At 72.1% G+C, this 24,839-nt stretch carries 23 protein-coding genes; 11 read left to right on the top strand and 12 right to left on the bottom strand.

From position 1 onward, the window contains the following. Nucleotides 1-15: 15 nt before the first annotated feature. The 4 genes from CG740_RS32600 to CG740_RS32615 are packed head-to-tail and all read left to right on the top strand — an operon-like array spanning nt 16 to nt 3,242. Nucleotides 16-729, top strand: a complete 714-nt coding sequence (locus CG740_RS32600) for a sugar phosphate nucleotidyltransferase (protein WP_100578916.1) — start codon at nt 16-18, stop codon at nt 727-729. Between the two features lie 7 nt (nt 730-736). Beyond that, nucleotides 737-1,645 (top strand): NAD-dependent epimerase/dehydratase family protein, encoded by a 909-nt coding sequence (locus tag CG740_RS32605; RefSeq protein ID WP_100578917.1) that lies wholly within the window; start codon nt 737-739, stop codon nt 1,643-1,645. Further along, a complete protein-coding gene (locus tag CG740_RS32610) occupies nt 1,642-2,304 on the top strand; it encodes a spherulation-specific family 4 protein (protein WP_100578960.1) in 663 nt (220 codons plus the stop codon). Before CG740_RS32605 ends, CG740_RS32610 begins: the two co-directional genes overlap by 4 nt. Then, nucleotides 2,301-3,242 carry an endo alpha-1,4 polygalactosaminidase gene (locus CG740_RS32615; RefSeq protein WP_100578918.1) on the top strand — a complete coding sequence of 314 codons (942 nt, stop codon included), beginning with the start codon at nt 2,301-2,303 and terminating at the stop codon, nt 3,240-3,242. The genes CG740_RS32610 and CG740_RS32615 overlap by 4 nt, the downstream gene beginning before the upstream one ends. Before the next feature lie 13 nt (nt 3,243-3,255). Here CG740_RS32615 and CG740_RS32620 read toward each other — a convergent pair whose 3' ends face one another. The 5 genes from CG740_RS32620 to CG740_RS32640 form a co-directional block, all read right to left on the bottom strand. Further along, nucleotides 3,256-4,179 carry an AEC family transporter gene (locus CG740_RS32620; RefSeq protein WP_100578919.1) on the bottom strand — a complete coding sequence of 308 codons (924 nt, stop codon included), beginning with the start codon at nt 4,177-4,179 and terminating at the stop codon, nt 3,256-3,258. Nucleotides 4,180-4,261: 82 nt separating this feature from the next. Then, entirely contained in the window at nt 4,262-5,698 is a 1,437-nt protein-coding gene (locus tag CG740_RS32625) for a benzaldehyde dehydrogenase (RefSeq protein WP_100578920.1), read from the bottom strand. Between the two features lie 102 nt (nt 5,699-5,800). Further along, nucleotides 5,801-6,982 (bottom strand): thiolase family protein, encoded by a 1,182-nt coding sequence (locus CG740_RS32630; protein ID WP_100578921.1) that lies wholly within the window; start codon nt 6,980-6,982, stop codon nt 5,801-5,803. Nucleotides 6,983-7,123: 141 nt separating this feature from the next. Then, nucleotides 7,124-7,423, bottom strand: coding sequence for a hypothetical protein (locus tag CG740_RS32635; RefSeq protein ID WP_100578922.1), 300 nt, complete (start codon nt 7,421-7,423; stop codon nt 7,124-7,126). 55 nt (nt 7,424-7,478) lie between these two features. Then, entirely contained in the window at nt 7,479-8,501 is a 1,023-nt protein-coding gene (locus CG740_RS32640) for a LacI family DNA-binding transcriptional regulator (protein WP_100578961.1), read from the bottom strand. Nucleotides 8,502-8,759: 258 nt separating this feature from the next. On the opposite strand from CG740_RS32640, the gene CG740_RS32645 reads away from it, so the two are divergent. Together CG740_RS32645 and CG740_RS32650 are read left to right on the top strand one after the other, a co-directional pair. Then, nucleotides 8,760-10,007, top strand: coding sequence for an MFS transporter (locus CG740_RS32645; RefSeq protein ID WP_100578923.1), 1,248 nt, complete (start codon nt 8,760-8,762; stop codon nt 10,005-10,007). A 159-nt stretch (nt 10,008-10,166) separates the two neighbouring features. Then, entirely contained in the window at nt 10,167-10,862 is a 696-nt protein-coding gene (locus CG740_RS32650; protein ID WP_100578924.1) for an alpha/beta fold hydrolase, read from the top strand. A gap of 48 nt (nt 10,863-10,910) precedes the next feature. Here the strand turns inward: CG740_RS32650 and CG740_RS32655 are convergent, their stop codons facing one another. From CG740_RS32655 to CG740_RS32670, 4 genes are all read right to left on the bottom strand, one after another. Continuing rightward, nucleotides 10,911-11,579, bottom strand: a complete 669-nt coding sequence (locus tag CG740_RS32655) for an isochorismatase family protein (protein ID WP_100578925.1) — start codon at nt 11,577-11,579, stop codon at nt 10,911-10,913. Nucleotides 11,580-11,704: 125 nt separating this feature from the next. Next, a complete protein-coding gene (locus CG740_RS32660; protein WP_100578926.1) occupies nt 11,705-12,697 on the bottom strand; it encodes a GlxA family transcriptional regulator in 993 nt (330 codons plus the stop codon). Nucleotides 12,698-12,807: 110 nt separating this feature from the next. Further along, nucleotides 12,808-13,713, bottom strand: coding sequence for a class I SAM-dependent methyltransferase (locus CG740_RS32665; RefSeq protein ID WP_100578962.1), 906 nt, complete (start codon nt 13,711-13,713; stop codon nt 12,808-12,810). A gap of 120 nt (nt 13,714-13,833) precedes the next feature. Next, nucleotides 13,834-14,442, bottom strand: a complete 609-nt coding sequence (locus tag CG740_RS32670) for a helix-turn-helix domain-containing protein (protein ID WP_100578927.1) — start codon at nt 14,440-14,442, stop codon at nt 13,834-13,836. A gap of 71 nt (nt 14,443-14,513) precedes the next feature. On the opposite strand from CG740_RS32670, the gene CG740_RS32675 reads away from it, so the two are divergent. Both CG740_RS32675 and CG740_RS32680 read left to right on the top strand, forming a co-directional pair. Next, on the top strand, nt 14,514-14,717 hold the full coding sequence (locus tag CG740_RS32675) for a hypothetical protein (RefSeq protein ID WP_100578928.1): 204 nt from the start codon (nt 14,514-14,516) through the stop codon (nt 14,715-14,717). Between the two features lie 153 nt (nt 14,718-14,870). Beyond that, complete coding sequence (locus CG740_RS32680) at nt 14,871-16,364, top strand: flotillin family protein (protein WP_100578929.1); 1,494 nt, start codon at nt 14,871-14,873, stop codon at nt 16,362-16,364. 63 nt (nt 16,365-16,427) lie between these two features. Here CG740_RS32680 and CG740_RS32685 read toward each other — a convergent pair whose 3' ends face one another. Beyond that, complete coding sequence (locus CG740_RS32685; RefSeq protein WP_100578930.1) at nt 16,428-17,876, bottom strand: APC family permease; 1,449 nt, start codon at nt 17,874-17,876, stop codon at nt 16,428-16,430. A gap of 158 nt (nt 17,877-18,034) precedes the next feature. Here CG740_RS32685 and CG740_RS32690 point away from each other — a divergent pair, with 158 nt between their 5' ends. Together CG740_RS32690 and CG740_RS32695 are read left to right on the top strand one after the other, a co-directional pair. After that, a complete protein-coding gene (locus CG740_RS32690; RefSeq protein ID WP_100578931.1) occupies nt 18,035-19,210 on the top strand; it encodes an ROK family transcriptional regulator in 1,176 nt (391 codons plus the stop codon). A gap of 179 nt (nt 19,211-19,389) precedes the next feature. Next, nucleotides 19,390-22,107 carry a glycoside hydrolase family 2 protein gene (locus tag CG740_RS32695; RefSeq protein ID WP_100578932.1) on the top strand — a complete coding sequence of 906 codons (2,718 nt, stop codon included), beginning with the start codon at nt 19,390-19,392 and terminating at the stop codon, nt 22,105-22,107. A gap of 94 nt (nt 22,108-22,201) precedes the next feature. On the opposite strand, the gene CG740_RS32700 is transcribed toward CG740_RS32695, so the two are convergent. Then, nucleotides 22,202-23,260: a glycosyl hydrolase family 18 protein gene (locus tag CG740_RS32700; protein ID WP_100578933.1), complete on the bottom strand. Its 1,059-nt coding sequence runs from the start codon at nt 23,258-23,260 to the stop codon at nt 22,202-22,204. A 71-nt stretch (nt 23,261-23,331) separates the two neighbouring features. Between CG740_RS32700 and CG740_RS32705 the strand changes: the two genes are divergently transcribed. After that, the gene (locus CG740_RS32705; protein ID WP_199846638.1) at nt 23,332-23,793 is read left to right on the top strand and encodes a type II toxin-antitoxin system PemK/MazF family toxin; all 462 of its coding nucleotides are present in this window, start codon (nt 23,332-23,334) and stop codon (nt 23,791-23,793) included. 88 nt (nt 23,794-23,881) lie between these two features. Here CG740_RS32705 and CG740_RS32710 read toward each other — a convergent pair whose 3' ends face one another. Further along, entirely contained in the window at nt 23,882-24,703 is an 822-nt protein-coding gene (locus CG740_RS32710) for a TIGR02452 family protein (RefSeq protein WP_100578964.1), read from the bottom strand. Between the last annotated feature and the right edge of the window lie 136 nt (nt 24,704-24,839).

The following is a 24,839-nucleotide window of genomic DNA, read 5'->3' on the forward strand; positions in this document are numbered from 1 at the left end:
CTCAGGGAGGCTCCCATGCACGCAGTGATACTCGCCGGAGGCAAGGGCGTCCGGCTGCGGCCGTACACCACGGCGCTGCCCAAGCCGCTGGTCCCGATCGGCGACCAGCACGCGATCCTGGAGATCGTGCTGCGCCAGCTCGCGGCGTCCGGGTTCACCAGCTGCACCATCGCCATCGGCCACCTCGGCCAGATCATCCGCGCCTATGTGGGCGACGGCGAACGCTGGGGCCTGGACATCGACTACAGCACCGAGGAGAGCCCGCTCGGCACCATCGGCCCGCTGCTGACCATGCGTGACCGGCTGCCGGAATCCTTCCTCGTCATGAACGGGGACATCCTCACCGACCTCGACTACGCGGACGTGCTCACCCAGCACCGGACCAGCGGGGCACCGCTGACCATCGCCACCTACGCCCGCAAGGTGCACATCGACTTCGGGGTGCTGACCACCGACGACACCAAGGTGGTGGCCTTCACCGAGAAGCCGAGCATGGACTACCGGGTGTCGATGGGCGTGTACGGCCTGTCGCTCAGCACGCTGGCCACCTACACGCCCGGCCTGCCGCTGGGCTTCGACGAGCTGGTCCTGGACCTGCTCAAGGCCGAAACCCCGCCGCATGCCTACGCGTTCGACGGCTACTGGCTGGACATCGGACGCCCGGACGACTACGACCGGGCCAACGCCGAGTTCACCACGCACCGTTCACTCCTGCTGAAGGGGGCCTGACCGCCCCATGCGCATCCTCGTACTGGGGCACAGCGGCTACCTGGGCGGCCATGTCGCCCAGGAGTTGCGTGCCCTGCCCGGTGTGCGGTTCTTCGGCGCGGGCCGGGGCCCCACGTCGGACCTCGCCGTGGACCTCGCCACCGTCCCTCCGGCTCAACTCGCCGAGCAGCTCTTCTCGTTCGCGCCCGACGCGGTCATCAACTGCGCGGGCGCGGTCGGCCCGCAGTCCGTCCCGCTCGCCGAGATCAACGTCCGGGGCCCCGCCGTGCTGTGCGCGGCCCTGCGCGAGGCGGCCCCGACCGCCCGGCTCGTCCACTTCGGCTCCGCGGCCGAATACGGGCCGAGCGGCATCGGGGAACGCGTGACCGAGCAGACCGCGGCCCGGCCCACCACGCTGTACGGAGCCACGAAGCTGGCCGGCACCTTGGCCGTCACCTCGTCGGGTCTGGACGCCGTGGTGCTGCGGATCACCAACCCGGTCGGGCCCGGCGCACCCGCCGCCGGGCTGCCGGGCCGGCTGGCCCGGCAGCTGCGCGACCTGGGACCCCGGTCCTCGGTACGGCTCGGCGACCTCTCCGCGCACCGCGACTTCGTGGACGCGCGGGACGTCGCGCACGCCGCGGTCCTCGCGGCGACCAGCGCCGGCCCGCTGCCCCCGCTTCTCAACGTCTCCCGCGGACAGGCCGTCCCGGTAAGGGAGTTGGTGCACGAGCTGGCCCGCGCGGCCGGGTTCGAGGGCCATATCGAGGAGAACGCCGAGGGCTCGGCGCGCTCGGCGGACGTGCCCTGGCAGTGTTCCGACCCGACCGCGGCCCGCACCACGCTCGACTGGTCGCCCCGGCACGACCTCGCCGACTCGGTGTCGGCGCTCTGGGCGGCCGTGAACGCCGAGCCGGACCGGGAACCGGTGCACTGATGCTGCTGGTTCCCCTTTACGTCCATCCCGCCGAGGATCCGGCCGCCTGGCAGCGGCTCGCCGAGGCGGCGGACGATGTGTACGGGGTGGTGCTGAACGCGGCCGACGGCCCGGGCACCGCCCCGGATGCCGCATTCACCGGCCCGGTCGAGACACTGCGCTCGGCCGGGGTCCGGGTGCTCGGCTATGTCGACCTGGACTACGGCACCCGGCCGCTGGCCGACGTGGTCCGGGACATCGACCGCCATCGCGCCTGGTACGGCACGGACGGCTGTTTCTTCGACCGGGCGCCCGCCGACCGCACCGGCCTGCCGTTCGTGCGGCAGGCGACCCGGGCCGCACGGCGGGCGGGCGCCACGACCCTGGTGCTCAACCCGGGGGTGCATCCCGCGCCCGGCTATCTGCGCCTGGCCGATCTGGTGGTCACCTTCGAGGGACACTGGTCGACCTATGTGTCCACGTTCTCCCGGCCCGGCTGGGCCGACCGCCAACCACCCGAGCGGCTCTGCCACTTGGTGTACGGCGTCCCCGGGGCGCTCCTCGCGCTCGCCCTGCGGACGACGGGGGACCGCGGCGCCGGCGTGTGCTGCGTGGTCGAGCGCGAGCTGCCCAATCCGTGGGCGGCACTGCCGCCCGTGCTTCCCGGAAAGACACCATGAACCGCACCCCGCCCCGCCGTTCGACCGCCCTGCTGTGCACCGCCGTCACCGTGCTGCTGCTCGCGACCGCCTGCTCGTCCGGCTCCTCCGACGACGACGCGGACGGCCCGGACGACCCCGCCCCGACCTCGACCGGACCCACTCCCCCGCGCTCCCCGGCACCCAGCAGGCCGGGCACGCCTTCGCCGGGCACCTCCACCCCGCCCGCGTCGCCCTCGCCGAGCGGCCCGGCGAAGGCGAAGATCTGGCAGCCCAGACCCGGTACCGCCTGGCAGTGGCAGCTCAACGGCCGGGTGCAGGACGGCCCCGACGTCCCGGTGTACGACATCGACGGCTTCGAGAACACCGCGGCCGACGTCGCCAAGCTGCACAGCCAGGGCCGCAAGGCGATCTGCTACATCAACGCGGGCGCCTGGGAGAACTTCCGGTCGGACAAGGGCGACTTCCCCGGCTCGGTGCAGGGCGAGAACAACGGCTGGGAGGGCGAACGCTGGCTCGACATCCGGCAGATCGACGTGCTGCGACCGCTGATGGAGCGCCGCTTCGACATGTGCAAGCAGAAGGGCTTCGACGGCGTCGAGCCCGACCTGATGGACGGCTACGCCAACAAGACGGGCTTCCCGCTCACGGCGGCGGACCAGCTGGCGTACAACCGCATGCTCGCGGGGATCGCCCATGCGCGGGGCCTCGCGGTGGGGCTCAAGAACGACCTCCAGCAGATCCCCGAGCTGGTGCCCGACTTCGAGTTCGCGGTCAATGAACAGTGTGCGCAGTTCGACGAGTGCGCCAAGCTCACGCCGTTCGTGAAGGCGGACAAGGCGGTGTTCCACGTCGAGTACGAGCTGCCGAACAAGGACTTCTGTGCCGAGTCCGACAAGCTGGGGCTCTCCTCGATGCGTAAGAACCTCAAGCTGGACGTGTGGCGTCAGCCCTGCTGAAGGGGCCGCGCTCTCAGCCGAGCAGGACCGCTGTCAGGGACAGGGTCGCCATCGACAGGAGGGTCGAGAGCAGCACGGTGTCGCGGGGCAGCGCGGCGTCGAGGCGGTATTCGGAAGCGAAGACGAAGGCGTTCTGCGCGGTGGGCAGCCCCGCGCAGAGCACCACCGCGAACAGTTCGGGGCCGCCGAGCCCGAAGGCCCACCGTCCCAGCGCATAGGCCAGGAGCGGCTGGACGGCCGTCTTGAGGGTGACGAGCAGGGTGCGCTCGGCCCGCTCCCCCGGGGCGGCCGCGGTCCGCGCGGTGAGCGACATGCCGAGCGCGAACAGGGCGGCGGGGACGGCGCCGCCGCCCAGGACGGCGAGCGGCGAGGTCACCTCGGTGGGCAGCCCGAGGCCGAGCGCGGCCACCGCCGCCCCGGCGGCGGATGCGCCGACCACCGGGTTGCGTAGGGGCAGTTGGAGCATCCTGAGCCATCGCCCGGGTGCGTCACGGCGTACGTCGAGTTCGATGAGGATCAGGATCAGCGGCGTGATGAAGAGCATCTGGAAGAGTGCCGCGGCCACGATGAACGAGGTGTCGTGCAGGACGTGCACCGCGACCGGGATCCCGAGGTTGGCCGAGTTCACATAGGAGGCGCCCATCGCGCCGATCGCCTGCTCGGCCCGCTTGCGCCCGAAGAGGCGTCCGCTCGCCACCAGGCCCGCCGCGAACACGGCGAGCAGGCTGAGGGCGAAGACCGCGACGCCGGGCTGTGCGAGGTCCCCGGGGCGCGACTTCGCCATCGTCAGGAACAGCAGCGAGGGCATCGCGAAGGTGAACGCGAAGCGGCCCAGCACCTGTTGGGCCTGGTCGCCCAGCAGGTCGAACCGCCCGGCCGCCCAGCCGAACGCGGTGATGATCCAGATGGGCAGGAATCCGGAGAAGACCGAGTGCACCGGGTCAAGGATGCCCGAACGGTGTCCGGTCCCCGCCGTCGGGGTACCGCTGACCGGACACGCGTCCCCGGCCGGTCAGACCCTAGAAGGGATGGCCGGCGGTCTCGCGGCGCACGGTGGTCCAGCGCAGCTCGGTGAAGGCGTCCAGGTTGGCGGAGCCGCCGAAGCGGGCGCCGGTGCCGGAGGCGGCGATCCCGCCGAAGGGGGCCACGGCCTCGTCGTTGACCGTCTGGTCGTTGATGTGGGCGATCCCGGTGGGGATGCGGTCCGCGAGTTCCAGGCCGAGCGCGGTGTCCCGGGTGACGATGCCGAGCGAGAGCCCGTAGGGGCCGCTCGCCGCCAGGGTCGCGGCCTCGTCCAGGGTGGCGAAGGACCGCACCGGCGCGACCGGCCCGAAGACCTCCTCCGCGTAGGCGGGGGTGTGGTCGTCCACGTCGGCGAGGACGGTCGGGCGGAAGAAGAGGTCGCGGTGGCCGCCGCCGGCCGCGAGCCGGGCGCCGCGCGCGATGCTGGACTCCACCAGCCCCTGGATCTTGCCTAGTTGGCCCCGGTCGATGACGGGTCCGAGATGGACCCGCTCGCGGTGGGGGTCGCCGACGGTCAGCGCCTCGGCCTTGGCCGCGAGCCGCTCGATGTACTCCTCGTACAAGGAGGCGTGCACGAGGTGGCGGCCGGTGGTCATGCAGATCTGGCCCTGGTGGAAGAACGAGCCCCAGGTGGCCTGGGCGACGGCGCCCTCGATGTCGGCGTCCGCGAGGACGACGAGTGCCGAGTTCCCGCCCAACTCCAGGTGCGCCCGCTTGAGTTGGCGTCCGGCCGCCTCGCCCACCCGGCGGCCCGCGGCGGTCGACCCGGTGAAGGAGATGACGGGGATCCGGGGCTCGGCGACGAGGGCCTGTCCGGTCTCGGCACCGCCGGGCAGAAGGTGCAGCAGCCCTTCGGGCAGACCCGCCTCGGCGAACACGGCCCCGAGCGCGAGGCCGCCGCAGACCGCGGTGCGCGGGTCGGGCTTGAGCAGCACCGCGTTGCCCAGCGCGAGCGCGGGGGCCACCGAGCGGATGGACAGGATGAGCGGAGCGTTGAACGGGGCGATCACCGCGGTCACACCGACCGGGACGCGGCGGGTGTAGGAGAGCCGGGGCTGCTCGCTCGGAAGTATCTCGCCGAGCGGGCGGGAGGCCAGGGCGGCCGCCTCGTAGCACTCCTGGGCGGCGACGTGCAGCTCGAAGTCGGCCTTGCCGGGGATCGAGCCGGACTCGCGCACCAGCCATTCCCGCAGTTCGTCGGCGTGGCGGCTGAAGAGGTCGCCCGCCCTGCGCAGGACGGCCGCACGCGTGAGGTGCGGGGTGCGCGCCCAACCCGGCTGGGCCGCGGCGGCGATCGCGGCGGCCGTTTCCACGTCCTCGCCGGCGGCGAGGGTGACGGCGCCGAGCGATGCGCCGGTGGCGGGCTCGACGACCTCGTACTCACCCCCGGCGAGCGGTGCGGGCTGCCATGTCTTGGGGTCGAGCAGGGCCATGAAGGCGCTCCAGTCACTTTCGCATCGGAGGGGCGAAGTCCCTTACGGGGCACGCTGGTTGACGGTACCGCCCGTCGGCGGCACCGCCGGAGTCCGGGTCGGTCAGCGTTCCAGTACGAGGGCGAGGCCCTGGCCCACCCCGATGCACAGGGCCGCGAGGCCCGTGCCCGAGCCGGCCGCGGCGAGCTGATGGGCCACGGCTCCGGCGAGGCGGGCACCCGAGGCGCCGAGCGGATGGCCGATCGCGATGGCGCCGCCGCGCGGGTTGACCACGGCGGGGTCGAGGCCGGGCCATTCGGCGAGGCAGCCGAGCGACTGGGCGGCGAACGCCTCGTTCAGCTCGAAGGTGGTGAGGTCACCGAAGTCCTTGCCGGCCCTGGCGAGCGCCTTGCGGACCGCCTCGACCGGCCCGAGCCCGAAGAGCTGGGGCTCGATGCCGGTCACGGCGGAGCTCCGGATGCGGGCGAGCGGTTCGCGGCCGGTGGCACGCAGGCCGTCCTCGTCGACGAGCAGCAGGGCGGCGGCGCCGTCGTTGAGCGGCGAGGCGTTGCCCGCGGTCACCGAACCGTCCGTGCGGAAGGCCGGCTTGAGCCGGGCGAGCGCTTCCGGGGAGGACTCGCGGATGCACTCGTCGCGGGCGAGCTCGACCCCGGCGTACGGGACGACCTCGCCGTCGTACAGGCCCTTGGCCCAGGCCTCGGCGGCCTTGCGGTGGCTCTCCAGGGCGAAGGCGTCCTGCTGTTCGCGGGTGATGCCGTGCCGGTCGGCGATGAGTTCGGCGCCCTCGCCGAGCGCGACGGTCCACTCGGCGGGCAGCTTCGGGTTGGTCATGCGCCAGCCGAGGGTGGTGGAGAACATCTGCTGGTGCCCGGCGGGAAAGGCGCGTTCGGGCTTCTGGACGACCCAGGGGGCGCGGGACATCGACTCGACGCCGCCCGCGACGGCGATGGAGGCGTCACCGACCGCGATGGCGCGGGCCGCCTGGATGACGGCTTCGAGGCCCGAGCCGCACAGCCGGTTGACGGTGACGCCGGGCACCGAGACCGGCAGCCCCGCGAGCAGCACGGCCATCCGGGCCACGTCGCGGTTGTCCTCCCCCGCTCCGTTGGCGTCGCCGAAGTACACGTCGTCGATGCGGGCCGGGTCGAGCTCGGGGCTGCGGTCCACCAGGGACCTGACCACATGGGCGGCGAGGTCGTCGGGCCGCACCGCGGCGAGGGCGCCGCCGAACTTGCCGATCGGGGTGCGGACGGCGTCGACGATGTACACGTCGCGGATGCTCATCGGGTCTCTCCCACGGATCTCTTCACCGCTTCGCGGCCACCACGGCAGCCTGTTCGCCCAGTGAAGTGATGTTCATGAATGGCTGCGCCCGAGTCTCTGCCCCTCGCCGTCCGCTGTCAACGGGCCCCGGCCGGAACCCGGTCAGCCGCCGGGGCGGGCCGGTACGTCCCTGACCACCGCGGTCAGACCGATGTCGAGTTCGGACCCGTCGACCAGCAGCGCCTCGACCGCCCGCCCCGCGGAGTCGATCTCGGCCTCGATGCCGTGTCCGGCATAGCGGGGGTAGCCCGAGACCCCCGTCTCACCGGTGGCCTCGACGACGGCGGACCGTACGGCGCTGTCGGCCACCGAGGCATCGCCCCGGGACTCGACGTGCTCGGGCACCAGCAGGATCTCGAAGCGCCGCGGGTGCCGGCTCGCGTACTGCGGTTGATGGCTCATGCTCCGAACGCTAGACACCCGGCGCCCCTGACGCACCCCGTCCCACGCGCCGGGCTCAGCTGGATTCGCGCGGCAGCGCCCGGGCGCCCATGAGGTCGTGCCGCTCGGGGGCGCCGTCCGGGTCGCGCACCACGCGGTCGACCAGTTCGGCCAGGTGGCGGCCGGTCACCATCTCGACGCGCACCGTGCTCAGACGGGGGCGCAGGAGCCTGCCGAGCAGCAGGTCGTCGGCGCCGATCACCGCGGCCTCGCCGGGGACATCGATGTCAGCGTCCTGGAGCGCGCGCATCAGGAGCATCGCGTACTCGTCGTTGTAGGCGAACACCGCGTCCAGCCCCAACTCGCGCCAACGGGAGGCAAGTTGGGATGCGGACTCTTCCGTGTACGCCATCGTCACCGGCTCGACGAGCGCGTCCGTGCCGTGCGCGGCCTTGCGGGCGCCGGCCAGGCGCGGCCGGGAGAAGAGTTCGAGACCGGGCTCCTCGGGCATCAGCACGCCGATCCGGCGACGACCCCGCTCAAGCAGGTGGGCGACGGCACTCTCGCCGACCTCGCGCTGGTCCATCACGAGCGCGTGGGCGCCCTCGACGCGCTGCGGGCCCAGCGTTATGACCGCGCGGGCCCCGGAGCGCTTGAGGAGCTGGACGCCCTGCGGAGTCAGCTCGATCTCGCCGAGCGAGACCACCGCGACCGGCCGCAGTTCGGCCCATGCGCGGGCCGCCTCGTCGGCGCCCAGCCCGAGACTCCCGTACTGCACGACGGTGTAGTCGAGCCGGCGCAGCTCCCACTGGAGTTCGTTGAAGAACCGGCTGTAGAGCGGCCCCACCGGGATGTGGGAGGTCGGCAGCAGCACGATCCGGGTGTGCCCGGCGCGCAGGCTGCGGGCCGCGGCGTGCGGCACATAGCCCAGTTCCTCGGCGGCGGCCCGCACCTTGATCCGGGTGGGCTCGCTGATCCGCACGGCCGAGGTGTTGTTGAGCACGTAGCTCACGGTCGCCCGGGAGACCCCGGCGAGCCTGGCCACGTCGGCACTGGTCGGGACGGGACGGTCGGCAGGCTGCTTGGGTGTCTGGCTCATCGCGATCGGCATCTTTCCAGACGCGTCCGGGCCAGGGTCTAGCGGATGGCCTGAATTCGATGCTACACAGTGCTTACGCGCATCGTTGACACGTGTCACCACAAGCGTCACCGCCGTCGGTCACAGGCCGTCGTCCCGTCGGCACCGGTGTCACCAGGAGTCCTCCACCGTCCGGAACCCTCATTCCGCACCGGTCGGGCCCCGAGCCGCGCGCGCTCGTCCCCCTCGTCCGCCTCTTCCCACTCCTCGGAGGGCAGCGTGGCCCTTTCCTCCCCCGGCACCGGCATCCCCCTGGCCGTCACCGACCCGGCTCCCCGTCCCGCACGCGGGCTCCTTCCGCTGCTGCTGCTCGGCAACACCGCCATGTACGCCCTCTACATCGGCGTACCCGGGGTGCTGCTGGCGCTCCAGATCGAGCACATCGACGCGGCGCACAAGGTCGCCGACTTCGGTCTCGTCTCCGGCGTCTCGGCGATCTTCGCGACCGTGTTCAACCCGGTGGCGGGCGCGCTCTCCGACCGTTCGGGGCGCCGTAATCCCTGGATACTCGGCGGCGGCCTGCTGGCGCTGCCAGTCATGCTGCTGCTCGGCACGGTCCACACGCTGCTGCTCGTGACCATCGTGTGGTGCCTGGGCCAGGCCGTCCTCAACGTCTACCAGGCTGCGCTCACCTCGGTCGTCCCCGACCGGGTGCCGCTGTCCGCCCGCGGCAAGGCGTCAGCCGCCGTCGGGCTCGGGCTGCCCTTCGGCTCCACCGTCGGCGCGCTGCTCGGCGCCGCCTTCGCCGACCACTACCGCACCGGCTATCTGGTCTTCGGCGCCCTCATCGCCGTCGCCGCGGTCGTGTTCACGGCCGGGACGCGCGAGGAGAGACGGCCGGCCAAGGCGCCGCTCCCCTTCGCCCGGCAGCTCTCCGCGTTCACCGGCGCGCTGCGCGACCACGACTTCCGCTGGGCGTTCATCGGGCGCGCGCTGCTCGTGCTCGGTTACTTCTCGGTGGCCGGATACCAGCTCTACATCCTCCAGGACCACACCCGTCTTCCGGCGGGCCTCTCGCCCGAGCACGCGGTGGCGATCCTGACGCCGGTCAACGCCGTCGCCATGGTGGTCTCCACCGTGCTCGGCGGCTGGCTCTCCGACCGCCACGACCGGCGCAAACGGTTCGTCGGGGCCTCGGCGGCGCTCTCCGCGGCCGCTCTGATCATCCCGGCGGTCTCGCCGAGCTGGCCCGCGATGATCGCGTTCGCGGTCGTCAACGGCCTGGGTTTCGGCTGCTACATGGCGGTCGACACCGCGCTCGTCACCCTCGTCCTGCCGAAGGCCGAGGACGCGGCCCGGGACATGGGCGTCCTCAACGTCGCCAACGCGGGCCCGCAGATCGTCGCCCCGTTCGCGGCCTCCCTGATCGTCTCGGCCAGTGGCGGCTACACCGCGCTCTTCCTGGCCGGAGCGGCGCTGTCGGTCCTGGGCGCGCTGGCCGTGCGCCCGATCAGGTCCGTGCGCTGACAGACGTACGGGCCCGGGGCCCGCGCGTGCCTGACACACGCGCCGGTCCGGGGTCCGTATCCGTACGGTTCCGGGGCGGGCCCGCACCTGACCGCGCCGCCCGCCCCGGGCCCGTACACCCTCCGATCGACCGCACCACCCGTACCGAAAGGCAATATCGTGCAACTCAACACGCGCACCTGGGGAGAGGGCGACCGTGTCGCGCTCCTGATCCACGGGATCATGGCCGACCACCGCACCTGGCGGAAGGTGGGCCCGGCGCTCGCCGACCGGGGCTATCGCGTCATCGCGGTGGACCTGCGCGGCCACGGCGCGAGCGGGCGCGGCGAGTACCGCCCCGAACTCTTCGCGGACGATCTCGTCGAAACGCTGCCCGCCGGGGCCGAGTTGGCGATCGGCCACTCGCTCGGCGCGCTCTCCCTCTCGCTCGCCGTCGAGCGGCTGCGGCCGGCCCGCGCGGTGTACTCGGATCCGGCCTGGAACGTCAACTCCCCCCAGGAGAGCGTGAGTCCGGAACTCTTCGCCCAGTTCAAGGGGGCGACCCGGGAGATGGTCGCCGGGCTCAACCCGCGCTGGGAGCAGGAGGACATCGACATCGAGCTGGCGACTCTGGGGCTCTGGGACGAGAACACCGCCCTCGGCCTGGCCGCGATGTTCGGCTCGGACCTGGTCCCCGCGAAGGCCGTCGTCCCCTCGCTCGTCCAGCTCGCCGAGGCGAGCTTCCTCTACGACGCGGCGGAGGCGGCCCGCCTCGAAGCGCGTGGCTTCGAGGTCCGTACCGTCAAGGGCGCGGGGCACACGATCCACCGCGACGACTTCGACGGTTTCATGGCTTCGCTCGACGGCTGGATCTGACGTCGCCGGGCGGCCGGACCCCCGTCCCGGCCGCCCCGACGTCCCCGCTCAGGCCGGGAGCGCGTCCACCGTGGGCACGACGACCCCGAACAGGTCGGTGATCGCGGTGAGCGCGGCGGTCTGGAGGTCGTTCGCCCGAAGGTCCCTGCCGTCGGGCGCGGTGAGGGAGCGGGTCGCCGTGGTCTCGGCGACGACCGTGGGCCGGTAACCGAGGTTGAAGGCGCCCTGCGCGGTGTAGTTGACGCACATGTGGGTCATGAACCCGGCGATGACCAGGTCCTTGCCGCTGCCCGGGGCCGCGCCGAGCTGGGTCAGGGTCTTCTCCAGGTCGGTCAGGTGGAAGGAGTTGGGGAACTGCTTGACCACGACGGGCTCCCCGTCCTTCGGGGCCACTTCGTCGCTGATGGCTCCGATGTGGGCGCGGATGTCGTACGGTCCGCCCTCACCGCCGTCGTTGATGATGTGCACGACCGGGGCGCCTTCGGCGCGGGCCCGCTCCAGCAGGCGCGCCCCGGCCGCGAGGGCTTCCTCGGCGCCCTCCAGGGCCATCACGCCGGTGCGGTAGGTGTTCTGGTAGTCGACCAGGATCAGGATCGAGTCGCCGAGCCGCGGCGGCCGGCTGTCCAGGCCGACCACCTCGCGCAGGGGCGCGGAAGGCTGGTGGGTGAGGGACTGGCGGTCGAAGGACTGCGGGGTGGCGTTCTCTTCGGTGCTCATCTCGGGCCTCTCATAACGTAATTGACGGAGCGTCATGGATCGGATGGGGTCATGGTTGCGGGCATGGCGAAGCCGTCGCGGCATGGCGAAGCCGTCGGGATCGCGCTCGGGACAAGGTGCAGAGGTCAGGCGGGCTGGGTGCGGAAGCGCCGGCGGTAGGCAGCCGGGGTGGTCGCGAGCTGACGTCTGACCGCGCGGTGCAGGGTCTCCACCGAGCCGAGACCGGACGTATGCGCGACCTCGTCGAGCGGGCAGTCGGTGGTCTCCAGCAGGCGCCGGGCCGACTCGACCCGGGCGGCCTCGACGTAGGAGGCGGGGCTCGCGCCGGTCTCCTGTTTGAAGACCCGGGCGAAGTGCCGCTCGCTCAGACACATGCGGGCCGCGAGGGCCTGGGCCGACAGGTCCTCGTCGAGGTGGTCGGCGATCCACAGGCGCAGCTCGTCGATGTCGCGCCGGGAGGTGGCGGGCCGGCTGAGCGGCACGGAGAACTGGCTCTGGCCGCCCTGCCGTCTGAGGTACATCACCAGCTGCCGGGCCACCGCGAGGGCGACCTCCTCGCCCTGGTCCTCGGCGACCAGGGCGAGCGACAGGTCCAGGCAGGCGCTGATCCCTGCGCCGGTCCACAGCCGCCCCCGGTCGGTGCGGACGAAGATGGGGTCCGGGTCGACGGTGACGGCGGGGTGGTCGGCGGCGAGCTGGGCGGCCGTCAGCCAGTGGGTGGTCACCGTCCTGCCGTCGAGGAGCCCGGCCGCAGCGAGGACATGGGCGCCCACGCACACCGACGCCACCCGGTGGGCGTACCGTGCGGTGTCCCTCACCCAGGACACGACGTCCGGGTCGATGCGGGCGACGGGCCCCGCGTCGGTGAGGTCGACCGCGCCGGGCACGAGCAGGGTGTCCACGCCTCGGCCGACCTCCGCGAACGACAGGTCGGCGATCAGCCGCACGCCCGCCGACGTGCGCACCTCGCCGGCGGCGGGGCCGGCAAGGCACACCTGGTACCCGGCGCGGCCGCCGGTCTCACGGTTGGCCAGGGCGAAGACCTCGGCCGGTCCGGTGACATCCAGGAGGTCGACATCGGGGAAGACCGCGATGACGACCCGGTGCGAAGTGGGCATGCACCCATCCTCGGCGCCCGCCCCGGTGGCCGCAATGACGATTCCCTGTCACATCCGGACACCGGCCCGATCCGGCTCGTCCGGGCCACGGCGCCGGGCCCCGCCCGGGCTCAGTCGCGGCGCCGTGCGGCCCAGACCGTGCGCTCGGTGCGCACCGCGAGGTCGTCACGGTTCAGGATGCTCTGCGGGCCCTCGGTGTCGAGGAGTCGGTCGTACGCGGCGAGGTCCTCGGCCGACAGGTTCTGGACGACGGTGTCGCGCATGCGGAGCAGGCTCTGGAGGGCGTAGCGTCCGACGGCGTCGCTGTGGGAGCGGTCGAGGTGCACGGTGATCGTGCGGTGGTCCTCGATGGTGAACCCGGCCTCGGCCAGCATGGGTCCCCAGTCGGCACCGCGGTGCGGCACCTGCTCGGCGTGGTGCCGCTCGCTCGCGGCATGGCTGCGCTCCTCCAGGCCGGGTCGCTCGGCCGGGGCGTCCTCGGGCAGGAAGCGCGGGAAGCCGGACAGTTCGACGACGGCGAAGAGGCCGCCGGGCACGAGCAGGTCGTGAACCGCCCGCAGGGTACGGTCCGGGTCGGCCATGTGGTGCATCGAGGCCGAGGCCCAGACGAGTTCCGGCGCACCGAGTTCGGGCCACTCGGCGTCCAGGTCGGCCCGCACCGTGCGGATCCGGTCGGCCACTCCCCTGCCGTCGGCCTTCTCGCGCAGACGGCGCAGGTGGTCCGCCGAGCTGTCGACGGCGGTCACCTCGGCCCCGGGGAATCGGTCGAGCAGGGCGAAGGTGCCGGTGCCGGTCCCGCAGCCCAGGTCCACGATGTGGCGCGGGTCGGCGGTGAGCGGGAGGGCGGCGGTGATGGAGGCGATGTGCTCGGCGAGCACGGCGGCGTCCAGGTCGAGGATCTCGGCCTCGCCGTCGGCGTCGTGCCGGAAGGGGTGGGAGTGGGCGTGGGCTTGGTGCGCGGCGTGGCCGTGGCCGGGGTGCTGATCGGTCGCGGTGTGCGGGCTTGCGTGACTCATGCCGCCCACGCTAAGCCGGTCGCGCGGGCGCGGCACGGCGCGCCCGCGAATGCGCAAGACGATGCCCCGATCGGCTGCCGAACGCGCAAGAAACCCGCTGACCTGCGACGCCCCGACTCGTCAGGCGGGCCTCTCGCCACCGGTCCCGCCGCCGTTCTCGCCACCGCTCTCGGCACGCTGGTGGCCGCGCCGGGCGTCCCGGTCGAAGATGCCGAGGACCTCGCAGGGGCCGCCCTCGGCACCCATGGCGTGCGGCAGCATCGTGGGGAACTCCGCGGCCTGGTTCGTCTCCACCCTGATGCGGCGGTTGCCGAGCAGCAGGACCGCGGTGCCGGACAGGACGACGAGCCACTCCCGGCCGGGATGGGCGCGCATCCGCGCGGGGCTGTCGGGCGGCGGCTCGGTCATGCGCTGGCGGATGACGCTCATGCCGGGATCCGCCTTGACGGGCCAGCGCAGCTGTCCTCGGGTGGCGTCGACCGTCGGGCTGATGATGACGTCCTCGGCGGCGGTCTCCACGAGCTGGTCCAGCGTCGTGTCCAGGGCGCGGGCCAGGGTGACCAGGCTGTCCAGGGCGAGGCGGCGCTGCCCGTTCTCGATCCGGCTGAGCGTGGACTGGCTGAGGTTGGCCCGCGAGGCCAGCTCGTCGAGGGACCAGCCCTGGGCCAGCCGCAGGGCGCGGATCCGTTTGCGTACCAGACTGTCCAGGTCGCCGTCGTTCTGCGTCATGGGCCATACGGTATGCCGCACCCGCACGGGCTGCCCGGCCGGTCCGTTACGCTCCCCCGATGAGCGAGGACATGGTGGGACTGCCCGGCCGGGTGTCCGGAACGGTGGGGCCCGGGCTCGTGGGTGAGGTCATCGTCAGGATCCGGGGCGGGGCCGAGCACTTCCTGGCCCACCCCGCGCCGGGCACCGGCCGGCTGGAGACGGGGACGGTGGTGACGGTGGTGGAATATCTGCCTCCGCGCACGGTCTACGTGATGGCCGCATACGACAACTGAGCACTCCCCGGCTCACGTTGACGCACTCCTCACCTGCGCGTTCACCGGTGCGTATCAAGATTGCGACAAGGAAACGTCAGCGTCTTCCCGCCAACGGCGGCCAGGAGCACACTCCCCTCGTCAGTGCCGAGCGGCACTGCGTGAAGGGGGCGCATGCCGATGGTCATCGGCGTCGCGGCGGGACTCGTTCTCGCCGCCATCATCGTTCTGGTCGGCCTGTTCAAGCTCATGTGGCGGGTGGCCGAACCGAACGAAGCACTCGTCATCTCCGGGTCCAAGCACCGGACCGAGGGGCTCGGCGAGGGCATGGGGTTCCGGATCGTGACCGGTCGGGGGACCCTGGTACTGCCCGGTGTGCAGGCCGTCAGGAAACTGTCGCTCGATCTCAACGAGACCGAGCTGTCGGTGGACTGTGTGACCCAGCAGGGCATTCCGCTGCGGGTGCGCGGCGTGGTCATCTTCAAGGTGGGCGACGACTTCGTGTCGATCGCGAACGCGGCCCGCCGCTTCCTCGACCAGCAGAAGATGATGTCGGACCGGGTGCACAACGTCTTCGCCGGTCATCTCCGTTCCATCGTGGGCGGGTTGACGGTCGAGGACATGATCCGGGACCGCGAGAAGCTCACCGGGCAGACCCGGGCGGCCTGCGGTACGGAGATGGAGAAGCTGGGCCTGATCGTCGACTCGCTGCAGATCCACGAGATCGAGGATCCGACCGGTTACATCAAGAACCTGGCGATGCCGCACGCCGCCGCGGTGCAGCGGGACGCGCGGATCGCGCAGGCCGAGGCCAACCTGCGGGCGACCGAGGCCGAACAGGCCGCGTTCGCGCGGATGTCGGAGGCGACCCGGGACAGCGAGATCCTCCAGGCCGGCTACCAGGCCGAGCGGGACAAGGCCGCGGCCAGTTCGCGCCAGGCGGGCCCGCTCGCGGACGCCGCCGCCCGCCAGGAGGTGGTGGTGCAGGAGACCCGGGTCGCCGAGCTGGAGGCCCACCGCCGCGAGCAGCAGCTCCAGGCGGACGTACGCAAGCCGGCCGACGCCCAGGCGTACGAGAAGCGCACGCTGGCCGAGGCCGAGCGGGATGCCCGCATCTCGGCCGCGCAGGCCAAGGCCAAGGAGACCGAACTCGCCGCCGCGGCCGAGGCGACCCGGGTGAAGGCGGCCGCGGCCGCCGAGGCCCAGGCCACCGAGGCGCGCGGGCTCGCGGCCGCGAAGGCGACCCGGGCGACGGGCGAGGCCGAGGCGGCGGCGACGCAGGCCCGGGGCCTCGCGCAGGCCGAGTCGGCGAAGGCGCAGGGCCTTGCGGAGGCCGAGGCCATCAAGGCGCGGGCGGCGGCCCTCGCGGAGAACCAGGAGGCCGTGGTCGCCCAGCAACTCGCCGAGAACTGGCCGCAGATCGTGGAGGCGGGTGCCTCCGCCTTCGGCAATGTGGAGCACATGGTGCTGCTCAACGGCGCCGAGGGCATGTCGGAGATGTTCGCGAAGGCGCTGACGATGGGCGGCACCGGGCTTGGCCTCGCACGTCAGCTGCTCGCGTCGATGAACCAGAACGGGGAGGCCCCGACCGGGCAGTCCCCGGCCGCTCCGTCGCCCCGCTCGACGCCCGTACCGATCACCGAGGAGGTCAACGGGTCGCGCAACTAGACTCACGTGAAGGCAAGTTGGCTCCCCTCCGGTTGCCGGAGGGGAGCCGACCGCCGTATCCGCTCAGGCCGCCAGCGTCTCCGCGGCCTGCTGGTCGAGGTACTCCTCGTGGATCTCGCGCGGCCCGAACGGCCAGACCTTCTCGAAGCGCGCCCACAGCACGAAGGCCACACAGCCGAGCGCCAGCCAGGCGAGCGACCACTCGATGGGATGGCGGCCCGGCGAGTTCTTGTCGGAGTAGCCGTAGATGGTGAGCCAGCCGACCAGGGCGACCAGACTCGGCAGCGGATAGAGCCACATCCGGTACGGGCGGCGCAGTGCGGGCTGGCGCTTGCGCAGGACCGTCACGGCGAGGATCTGCGCGAGCGCCTGCACGATGACCATCACCGTGGTGAGCAGCTGGATGAGGGTGGTCAGATCGGTGCGGCGGCCGATCATGAAGCCGATGGCGGTGATGACGCCCATGGTGGCCAGGCCCAGCATCGGGAAGCGGTGCCGCGGGTGCAGCTTGGCGTAGGGGCGGAAGAACACCTTGTCGCGCGCGGCGTCGTACGGGACCCGCGAGCCGCCGAGGAGTCCGGCGAACACCGAGGCGAAGGCGGTGATGAGGATGAGGACGGTCACCACGTCGGCGGCGGTCCTGCCCCAGGCCTTCTCCAGTACGGCGGAGGCGACGGACGAGGAGGCGATGTCGTTCGGGTCCAGCATCCGGTGGTAGTCGATCACGCCGAGGGTGCCGATCTGGAGCAGCAGGTAGATCGCCATGATGCCGAAGATGGAGTAGATGATGGAGCGCGGCAGGGTGCGGCCCGGGTCCTTGATCTCCGCGCCCATGTAGGCGGTGGTGTTGTACCCGAGGTAGTCGTAGATCCCGATGGTGAGCCCGGCCGCGAAGCCGATCCAGAAGTGACTGCTCGTCAACGCGAAGGCGCCGGAGGGGTAGTGGAAGGCGAGGTGGGGGCTGAAGTCGGTGGCGGCGGCGAGGATCACCAGGCCCACGGAGGCGATCATCACCACCCACATCACGGCGGTGATCCGGGCGATGTTCTCGATCCCCCGCCACAGCAGCAGCACCACGAGCGCGATGATGCCGAGTCCGATCAGGTCGCCGGCGGTCCTGCCGAGGTCCGGGGCGAGATAGCCGAGGTACTGCACGAACCCGACGACGCCGGTGGACATGGCGAGCGGGATGAAGAGCATCGCCGTCCACACGAAGAGGAACGGCATGAGGCGGCCCGTGCGGTACTGGAAGGCCTGGCGCAGATAGACGTAGCTGCCGCCGGAGCCCGGCAGCGAGGCGCCGAGCTCGGCCCAGATCAGACCGTCCGCGAGCGCGAGGACCGCGCCCGCCACGAACCCGATGACGGCCTGGGGGCCGCCGAAGGCGGCGACCATCAGGGGAATGGTCACGAAGGGGCCGATGCCGCACATCTGGCTCATGTTGATGGCGGTGGCCTGGAAGAGTCCGATCCGGCGGACGAAGCCGCCGGAGGGCGGAGGGGTTGCGGACACGCGGTCCTCCCTGGGCTGATGTCTGGATAAGGAAGCTACTGCCGACGCGTGGCGCAGGGATTCCCCTCGACGTTGGGCGTGCTTAAGTTAAGTACCTTTACTTTCACCGTCAAGGGGTCGTCAGTGAGCAGCTCGGACCGATGCGTGAGAATGATGCGATGACCAGCAGCGACGAGGGTGGCGACCTGCCCTGGAACCCACAGCGCCAGCGCAGTTCCAACGAGCGCCTGCTGCTCGACCGGCTGCGCGCCGAGGGTCCGGCCTCCCGGGCCCAGCTCGCCCGTGACACCGGCCTCTCCAAGCCCACCGTGTCCAGTGCGCTCGCCTCCCTCGAAGCGGCCGGCCTGGTCCGCGAGGCGGGCACGATGACCCCCGAGCGCGGCCGGGCCGCCGTGCTGTACGCGCCGGACCCGACGGCCGGTTACGCGCTGGGCATCGACATCGGCCGGGCCTGGCTGCGGATCGCCCTGGCCGACCTCGACGGCACGGTGGTGGCCCGCTCCGAGGTCCGCAACCACGCGCGCACCTCGGCCGGCATGGCCGATCTCGTCGTCACCAGCGCCCACCGGCTCGTCGAGGGTTCGGGCGTGGACGCGGACAAGGTCGCCCAGGCGGTGGTCGGCACGCCGGGCGTGTACGACGCCGAGAAGCGGCGGGTCCGCTACGCCCAGCACCTGCCGGGCTGGGGCAGGCCGGGCCTGTTCGACCAGATGCGGGAGCGGCTCGGCATCCCACTGGCCGTGCACAACGACGCCAATCTGGCGGCCCTCGGCGAGTACACCTTCGGCATCGGGGCGGGCAGCAGGCTCTTCGTCTACGTCATGATCGGCACCGGTCTCGGCATGGGCGTGGTCAGCGAGGGCCAGCTCTTCATCGGCGCGCACGGCGGGGCGGGCGAGATCGGTTTCCTGCCGTGGCCGGGCGGCCAGCAGCCGGACACCCTGGAGGACGCGGTCTCCGGCGACGCGGTCGTCGCGGCCGCCCGCTCGCTCGGCATGGCGGGCCCGCTCACCGCGAAGGACGTCTTCGACGCGGCGCGGGCCGGAACGGCCGCCGCCGTCAAGGCGGTTCGGCTGGAGGGCGAACGGATCGCGCACACCGTCGCGGTGGTCGCGGCCGTTCTCGACCCCGACCTCGTGATACTCGGCGGCGGCGTCGGCCACAGCGCGGACCTGCTGCTCCGGCCCGTGCGCGAGACGCTGCGGGCGCTCACCCCGCTGCGGCCGAAGCTGGCGCGGAGTTCGCTCGGCGAGGACGCGGTGCTGCTCGGCGCGGTGGCAACGGCGCTCGGCACGGCACGGGACGTGGCCTTCGAGCGTCGCTCGGCGCACTGAGGACACCGCGTCACCCCTCAGGCCTGTGATTGACATGCCCCTATCACCGCCTCTAGCTTCCTCAGGAAGTTAGTTAAGTTCCTTTACTTGCCACCTCATGGGCAAGCACCCGAACAGACACCTGAACAAGCACCTGTAGCGATGCGCGGAAGTCCCGACCAGCCCCCTGGGAGACCACCGTGTTCCACCGCCCCGTCTCCACCCGCCCGAAGACCGCCGCCGTCGCGGTACTCGGGCTGCTCCTCGCCCTGACCGCCGGAACCCCGTCGGCCCCGACCGGCGCCCACCCCGTGCATACCCCCGCCACGCCGGTCGACCCGGCCCCGGGCCGCGCGACCCCGCTCGCCGGGTACGCCATCCGGTCGACGGCCGAGGTCGCCGACCCGGCGGCGGCCGTGTCGAGCCCCGGCTACTCGACGGCGGGCTGGTACCCGGCAGGCGCCCGCTCCACGGTCCTCGCCGCGCTGCTCGCGGCAGGCAAGTACGGCGACCCCTTCTACTCGACCGACCAGCAGAAGATCCCGAAGGCGGACTTCGCGGTCCCCTGGTGGTACCGCTCGGACTTCACCGTCGCCGACACCGCACCGCGCACCTACCTCGACTTCAGCGGCGTGATCTCGGCGGCCGATGTCTTCGTCAACGGCAAGCAGGTCGCCGACAGGAGCGCCGTCACCGGGGCCTACACCCGACACGAGCTGGATGTGAGCGAGTTGGTGAGGGCGGGCACGAACACGGTGGCCTTCCGCATCCAGCCCAACGACCCCGCCAAGAACCTCACGATGGGCTGGATCGACTGGCTGCAACCGCCGCCCGACGAGAACATGGGGATCGTCCGCGATGTGCTGATCCGGCGCGGCGGCCCGGTCGCGCTGCGGGACGCGCATGTGGTGACGGCGCTCACGGTGCCGTCGCTGTCCTCGGCCGAACTGACCGTGAAGGCCCGGGTCCGCAACGAATCGGCGGCCCCGGTCACCGCGACGGTCTCCGGCACGATCGGTGACATCTCCTTCAGCCAGGACGTGGGGCTCGCCCCGCACGAGTCGAAACCGGTCACCTTCACTCCCGTCACCCACCCCCGACTCCGCCTGAGGACACCACAGGTGTGGTGGCCGGCGGGCATGGGCGGCCAGCCGCTCTACGCCCTCGACCTGACCGCGACGGTCGCGTCCCGCACCTCCGACACCGCCCACGAGTCGTTCGGCATCCGCGATGTGAAGGCTCCGCTCAACGCGGCGGGAGCCCGCCAGTACGCGATCAACGGGCGTCCGCTCCTGATCAAGGGCGGTGGCTGGTCCCCCGACGAGTATCTGCGCTGGGACCGCACCTATGCGGAGGACCGGCTCAGGTACGCCCTGGACCTGGGGCTCAACACCATCCGTCTGGAGGGGCACATCGAGCCGGACGAGTTCTTCGAACTGGCCGACCGCTACGGCGTTCTCACCCTGCCCGGCTGGGAGTGCTGCGACAAATGGGAGGGCCAGGTCAACGGCGCCGAGACGGGCGAGCCCTGGACGGCGGCCGACTACCCGGTCGCGAAGGCGTCCATGGCCGCGGAGGCGGCCCGTCTGCGCGACCACCCCAGCGTGATCTCCTTCCTGATCGGCAGCGACTTCGCGCCGGACAGGACGATCGAGAAGACGTATGCCGATGCACTGGGCGCGGCGGACTGGTCGACGCCGGTGATCGCCGCCGCGTCCGACAACGCGGCTCCCATCAGCGGCAGTTCGGGCATGAAGATGACCGGGCCCTACGACTGGGTGCCGCCCGTCTACTGGTACAACAAGCAGGAGGGCGGAGCCACCGGCTTCAACTCCGAGACCAGCGCGGGCCCTGACATCCCCACGCTCGACACCCTGCGTCGCATGCTGTCGCCGGCCGAGCTCGACACCCTGTGGCGGTCCCCCTCGGCGAAGCAGTACCACCGCTCCCCCTCGGCCACCTTCGCCACGCTCAAGCTGTACGACGACGCCCTGGCCGGGCGCTACGGCGCCCCGGCCGGCCTCGACGACTACGTGCGCAAGGCGCAGCTCGCGCAGTACGAGAACGTACGGGCCCAGTTCGAGGCGTACGGCCGCAACGCCAAGGACGCCTCGAAGCCCTCGACCGGCGTCGTGTACTGGATGTTCAACAGCGGGTGGACCTCCCTGCACTGGCAGTTGACGGACCGTTATCTGGACCAGGGCGGCGCCTACTTCGGCGCGAAGAAGGCGAACGAGCCGCTGCACATCCAGTACTCCTACGACAACCGTGCGGTGACCGTGGTCAACAGCCGTCCGGCCGCGGCCTCCGGACTGACCGCGCGCGTCTCGCTGTTCACTCCCGAAGGCATCCGGAAGTACGACCGGACCGCGACGGGCCTGAACGTCGCCGGCGACGGCGCGAGCACCACGGCTCTGACGGTTCCCGCCTCGGTGGGCGGCCTCCCGGCGACCTATCTGGCGAAGCTCGTCCTCAGCGACGGCTCGGGCCGGGAGGTGAGCCGCAATGTGTACTGGCTCTCCACCGAGCCCGACACGCTCGACTACGCCCACACCGACTGGTTCCACACCCCCACCACGACCTACGCCGACCTCACGGGCCTGGCGGCGATGCCGAAGGCGGAGGTGACCGCGTCGGGCGTGACCACGACGGGCACGGACGGCACGTCGACGACGACGGTGACCTTGCGGAACACGGGCCCCGGTCCGGCCCCGGCGCTCCTCACGGACGTACACCTGGTGGACCCGAAGGGCACCCCGGTCCTGCCGGTCCGCTGGTCGGACAACCAGGTGACCCTGTGGCCCGGCGAATCGGCGACCCTGACCGCGACCTACCGCACCACGGACCTGCACGGTGCGGCGCCGCGGCTGCGGGTGTCCGGGTGGAACGTACCGACGGCGACGGTGGCGGGCGGTTGACCGGGGCTCGCGCTCGCCCTGCCCATCCGTTCCGAACTCCAACTCTGACTCCAACGCTGACTCTGACTCCAACTCCAGCCGGATCCGGCCATGTTCAGGCCCGTCCCAGGACCGGCCACACCGCGGGGTCCTCGAAATTGAGGGCCCAGATCGCGGTGTGGTGGACGCCGTAGCGGCTCAGGACCGGCAGGTCCGCGGTGATGCCCGCCGCGTCCTGGTACCAGACCTGCCGGACGGCGCCGTCCTCCTCGTAGGTGAAGTGGGGCGTGCCGGAATCGGGGTCGAGACGGTACGGGGCGCCCTTCGCCGCGCGCAGGGCCTCGGCCTCCTTCCAGGTCACGTGGCGGGTCTTCCCGCCTTCCACCCAGTCCCAGCCGTACGCGGGCACGCCCATTTCCAGGCGGTCGGCGGGGATCAGCGCGGTGGCCCGGCGCAGGATGTCGTCGTACCACCGGGGGCTGGCCAGCGGGCCCGCTTCGCCGCCCCGCCAGTGCAGGTCGTACCCCATGATGCGGACCCGGTCCGCGACCCGGCCGAGCGCCGCGTAGTCCCAGATCCGTCCGGTGGTCGCGGTCTGCGGGGACACCGTGAGCACGCAGCTCTTGGCCAACGCGCGCAGTCGGCCGCACAGTTCGCCGGCGAAGGCGGCGTAGGCGGCGCGCACCGTGAGGTAGTCGGCCTCGCCGGTCGGGGCGATCGACTCGTAGTCGATGTCGATCCCGTCGTACGCCCGGCTGCGCACCAGGGCGAGCAGCGCCTCCACATGGGTGGTCCGCGTGGCCGGGTCCGTGAGGATCTCCGCCAGTTCGCCCGCCTTCAGCGTCTCCATGACGGTCGGCACGACCTTGATGCCCGCCTGGTGCAGGCCGTCGATGATGCGGGTCTCGCCCGCGCCGGGGTGGCCGTCGATCCGGTCGGCCGCCTTCGCCTGGTACCAGAACGGGCTGACGGTGTGCAGTTGGGCGGCGTGCCGCAGCACATCGGCGTACGCGCCCTCCTGGTCCCAGTACGGAAGCCAGCCGGAGACGGTGCGCGGCAGGGCCGGCGGGAGCGGTTCTCCGGCGCGTGCCGGGGAGTGGAGGAGGGCGGTCAGGGTCGCGGCGGTGGCGCACAGGGCGGCGAGGCGCGTTCGGGCGGCGGAGCGGAGGGCCATGCGTCCGAGCCTGCGGCCCGGCCGGCCCACCCGCTCCACGCATTGGGCCGTACAGGCCCTACGGTGTCCGGATGACCGCTTATCTCGACGACCACACCGACCGCCCGCCGCTGCCCGGCCAGAGCGGCCCGAGCGCCACCAGCCAGGCCGATCCCCATGACGTGGCGGCCGTGCGCATGGACTACGCCCCCGACCGCGACGGGGACCCCGATCCCGGCGAGATCGTGTGGACATGGGTGCCGTTCGAGGAGAACGACGGGCGGGGCAAGGACCGGCCGGTGCTCGTCGTGGCCCGCGAGGCGGCCGGCACGCTGCTCGCCGTGCAGCTGTCCAGCAAGCGGCACGACCACGACCGCGAATGGGTGCCGATCGGCGTCGGCCCGTGGGACCGGGAGGGCCGCGAGTCCTGGGTCGACCTCGACCGGGTGCTGCGACTGCACGAACAGGGCATGCGCCGCGAGGCCTGCGCTCTGGACCTGCCCCGCTTCGCCGTGGTCGCGCAGCGGCTGCGGGAGCGGTACGGCTGGCGCTAGACCGCCTCGTTGCGGGCCGAGGCCCCTGCCCGCCGCCACCGCTCCGGGCGGGGGCCTCGGCCCGGGCGCAGGGGCTCCGCGCGCACCGCTATTTCCAGGCGCGTTCGAACGCACGCAACGTGGCCCGCTCGCTGCTCCGGTCGAGGACCGCGAAGACGACCTCGTCGAAATGGGCCGCGAACCGGCCCTGTCCCGTCAGGTGGGTGCGGAAGGCCCCGGCCACCCGCGCCGGGTCGTTGCGGAACACCCCGCAGCCCCAGGCGCCGAGCACCAGACGCCGGTAGCCGTGCAGGGCCGCCGTCTCCAGGACCCGTTCGGCCCGCGCGTCCAGGACGGGCCCGATGCGGGGCACGGCTTCGGGCGTACGGGATCTGATCACTCCCGCGTTCGGCGCCGGCGAGGTCAGGAAGCCCACCTGGTAGGGCGTCTCAAGGAACCGGCCGCGGTCGTCGCGGAACACCGGGACGCCGGGCGAGTGGATGACCCGGTCGGTGTAGAACACATCCCGGTCGGCCCGGTGGTGGGCGTAGAAGTCCGGGACGCGCAGCAGCGTGGCGTACAGGGCGGAGGAGCGGCAGAGCGCCTCCTCCTGGGCCTGGGCTCCGTTGAGGAAACCGCCGCCGGGGTTGCGTGCGGAGGCGAAGGTGAGTACCGCGACCCTGCCCGTGCCGTCCTCGTCCACCATCCGCCGGGCCGCGTCGAGGCTGCTCTCCGGGGTGACCTCGATCCGGGTCGCGCGATCGCGGTCGGGGGTGACGGGGACCGGGTCCGGACCGTGCAGGGTGGTTCCGGCGAGGGCGGCCGCCACCGGCTCGGCGATCGAGACCGTACGGCCGCTTCCGGTCGCGTACCGGCCGATGTCGGTGATCTCCACCGTGTGGCGGGCAATCGCGCGCAATCGTACACTCATGAACGGCATCGTGAACGTGTGCGAAAGATTGTCGCAATCGAATATCCGCCCGGGGAGGCGCTCTTGTGCGCGGCGGCGGCGAAGACTTAGGTGAGACGCCAGGTGTATCCGAGCCCCCCGGAAAGGCGGACATCCG

This window comes from Streptomyces sp. CB01201, assembly GCF_002803085.1.
Classification (GTDB): Bacteria; Actinomycetota; Actinomycetes; order Streptomycetales; family Streptomycetaceae; genus Streptomyces; species Streptomyces hundungensis.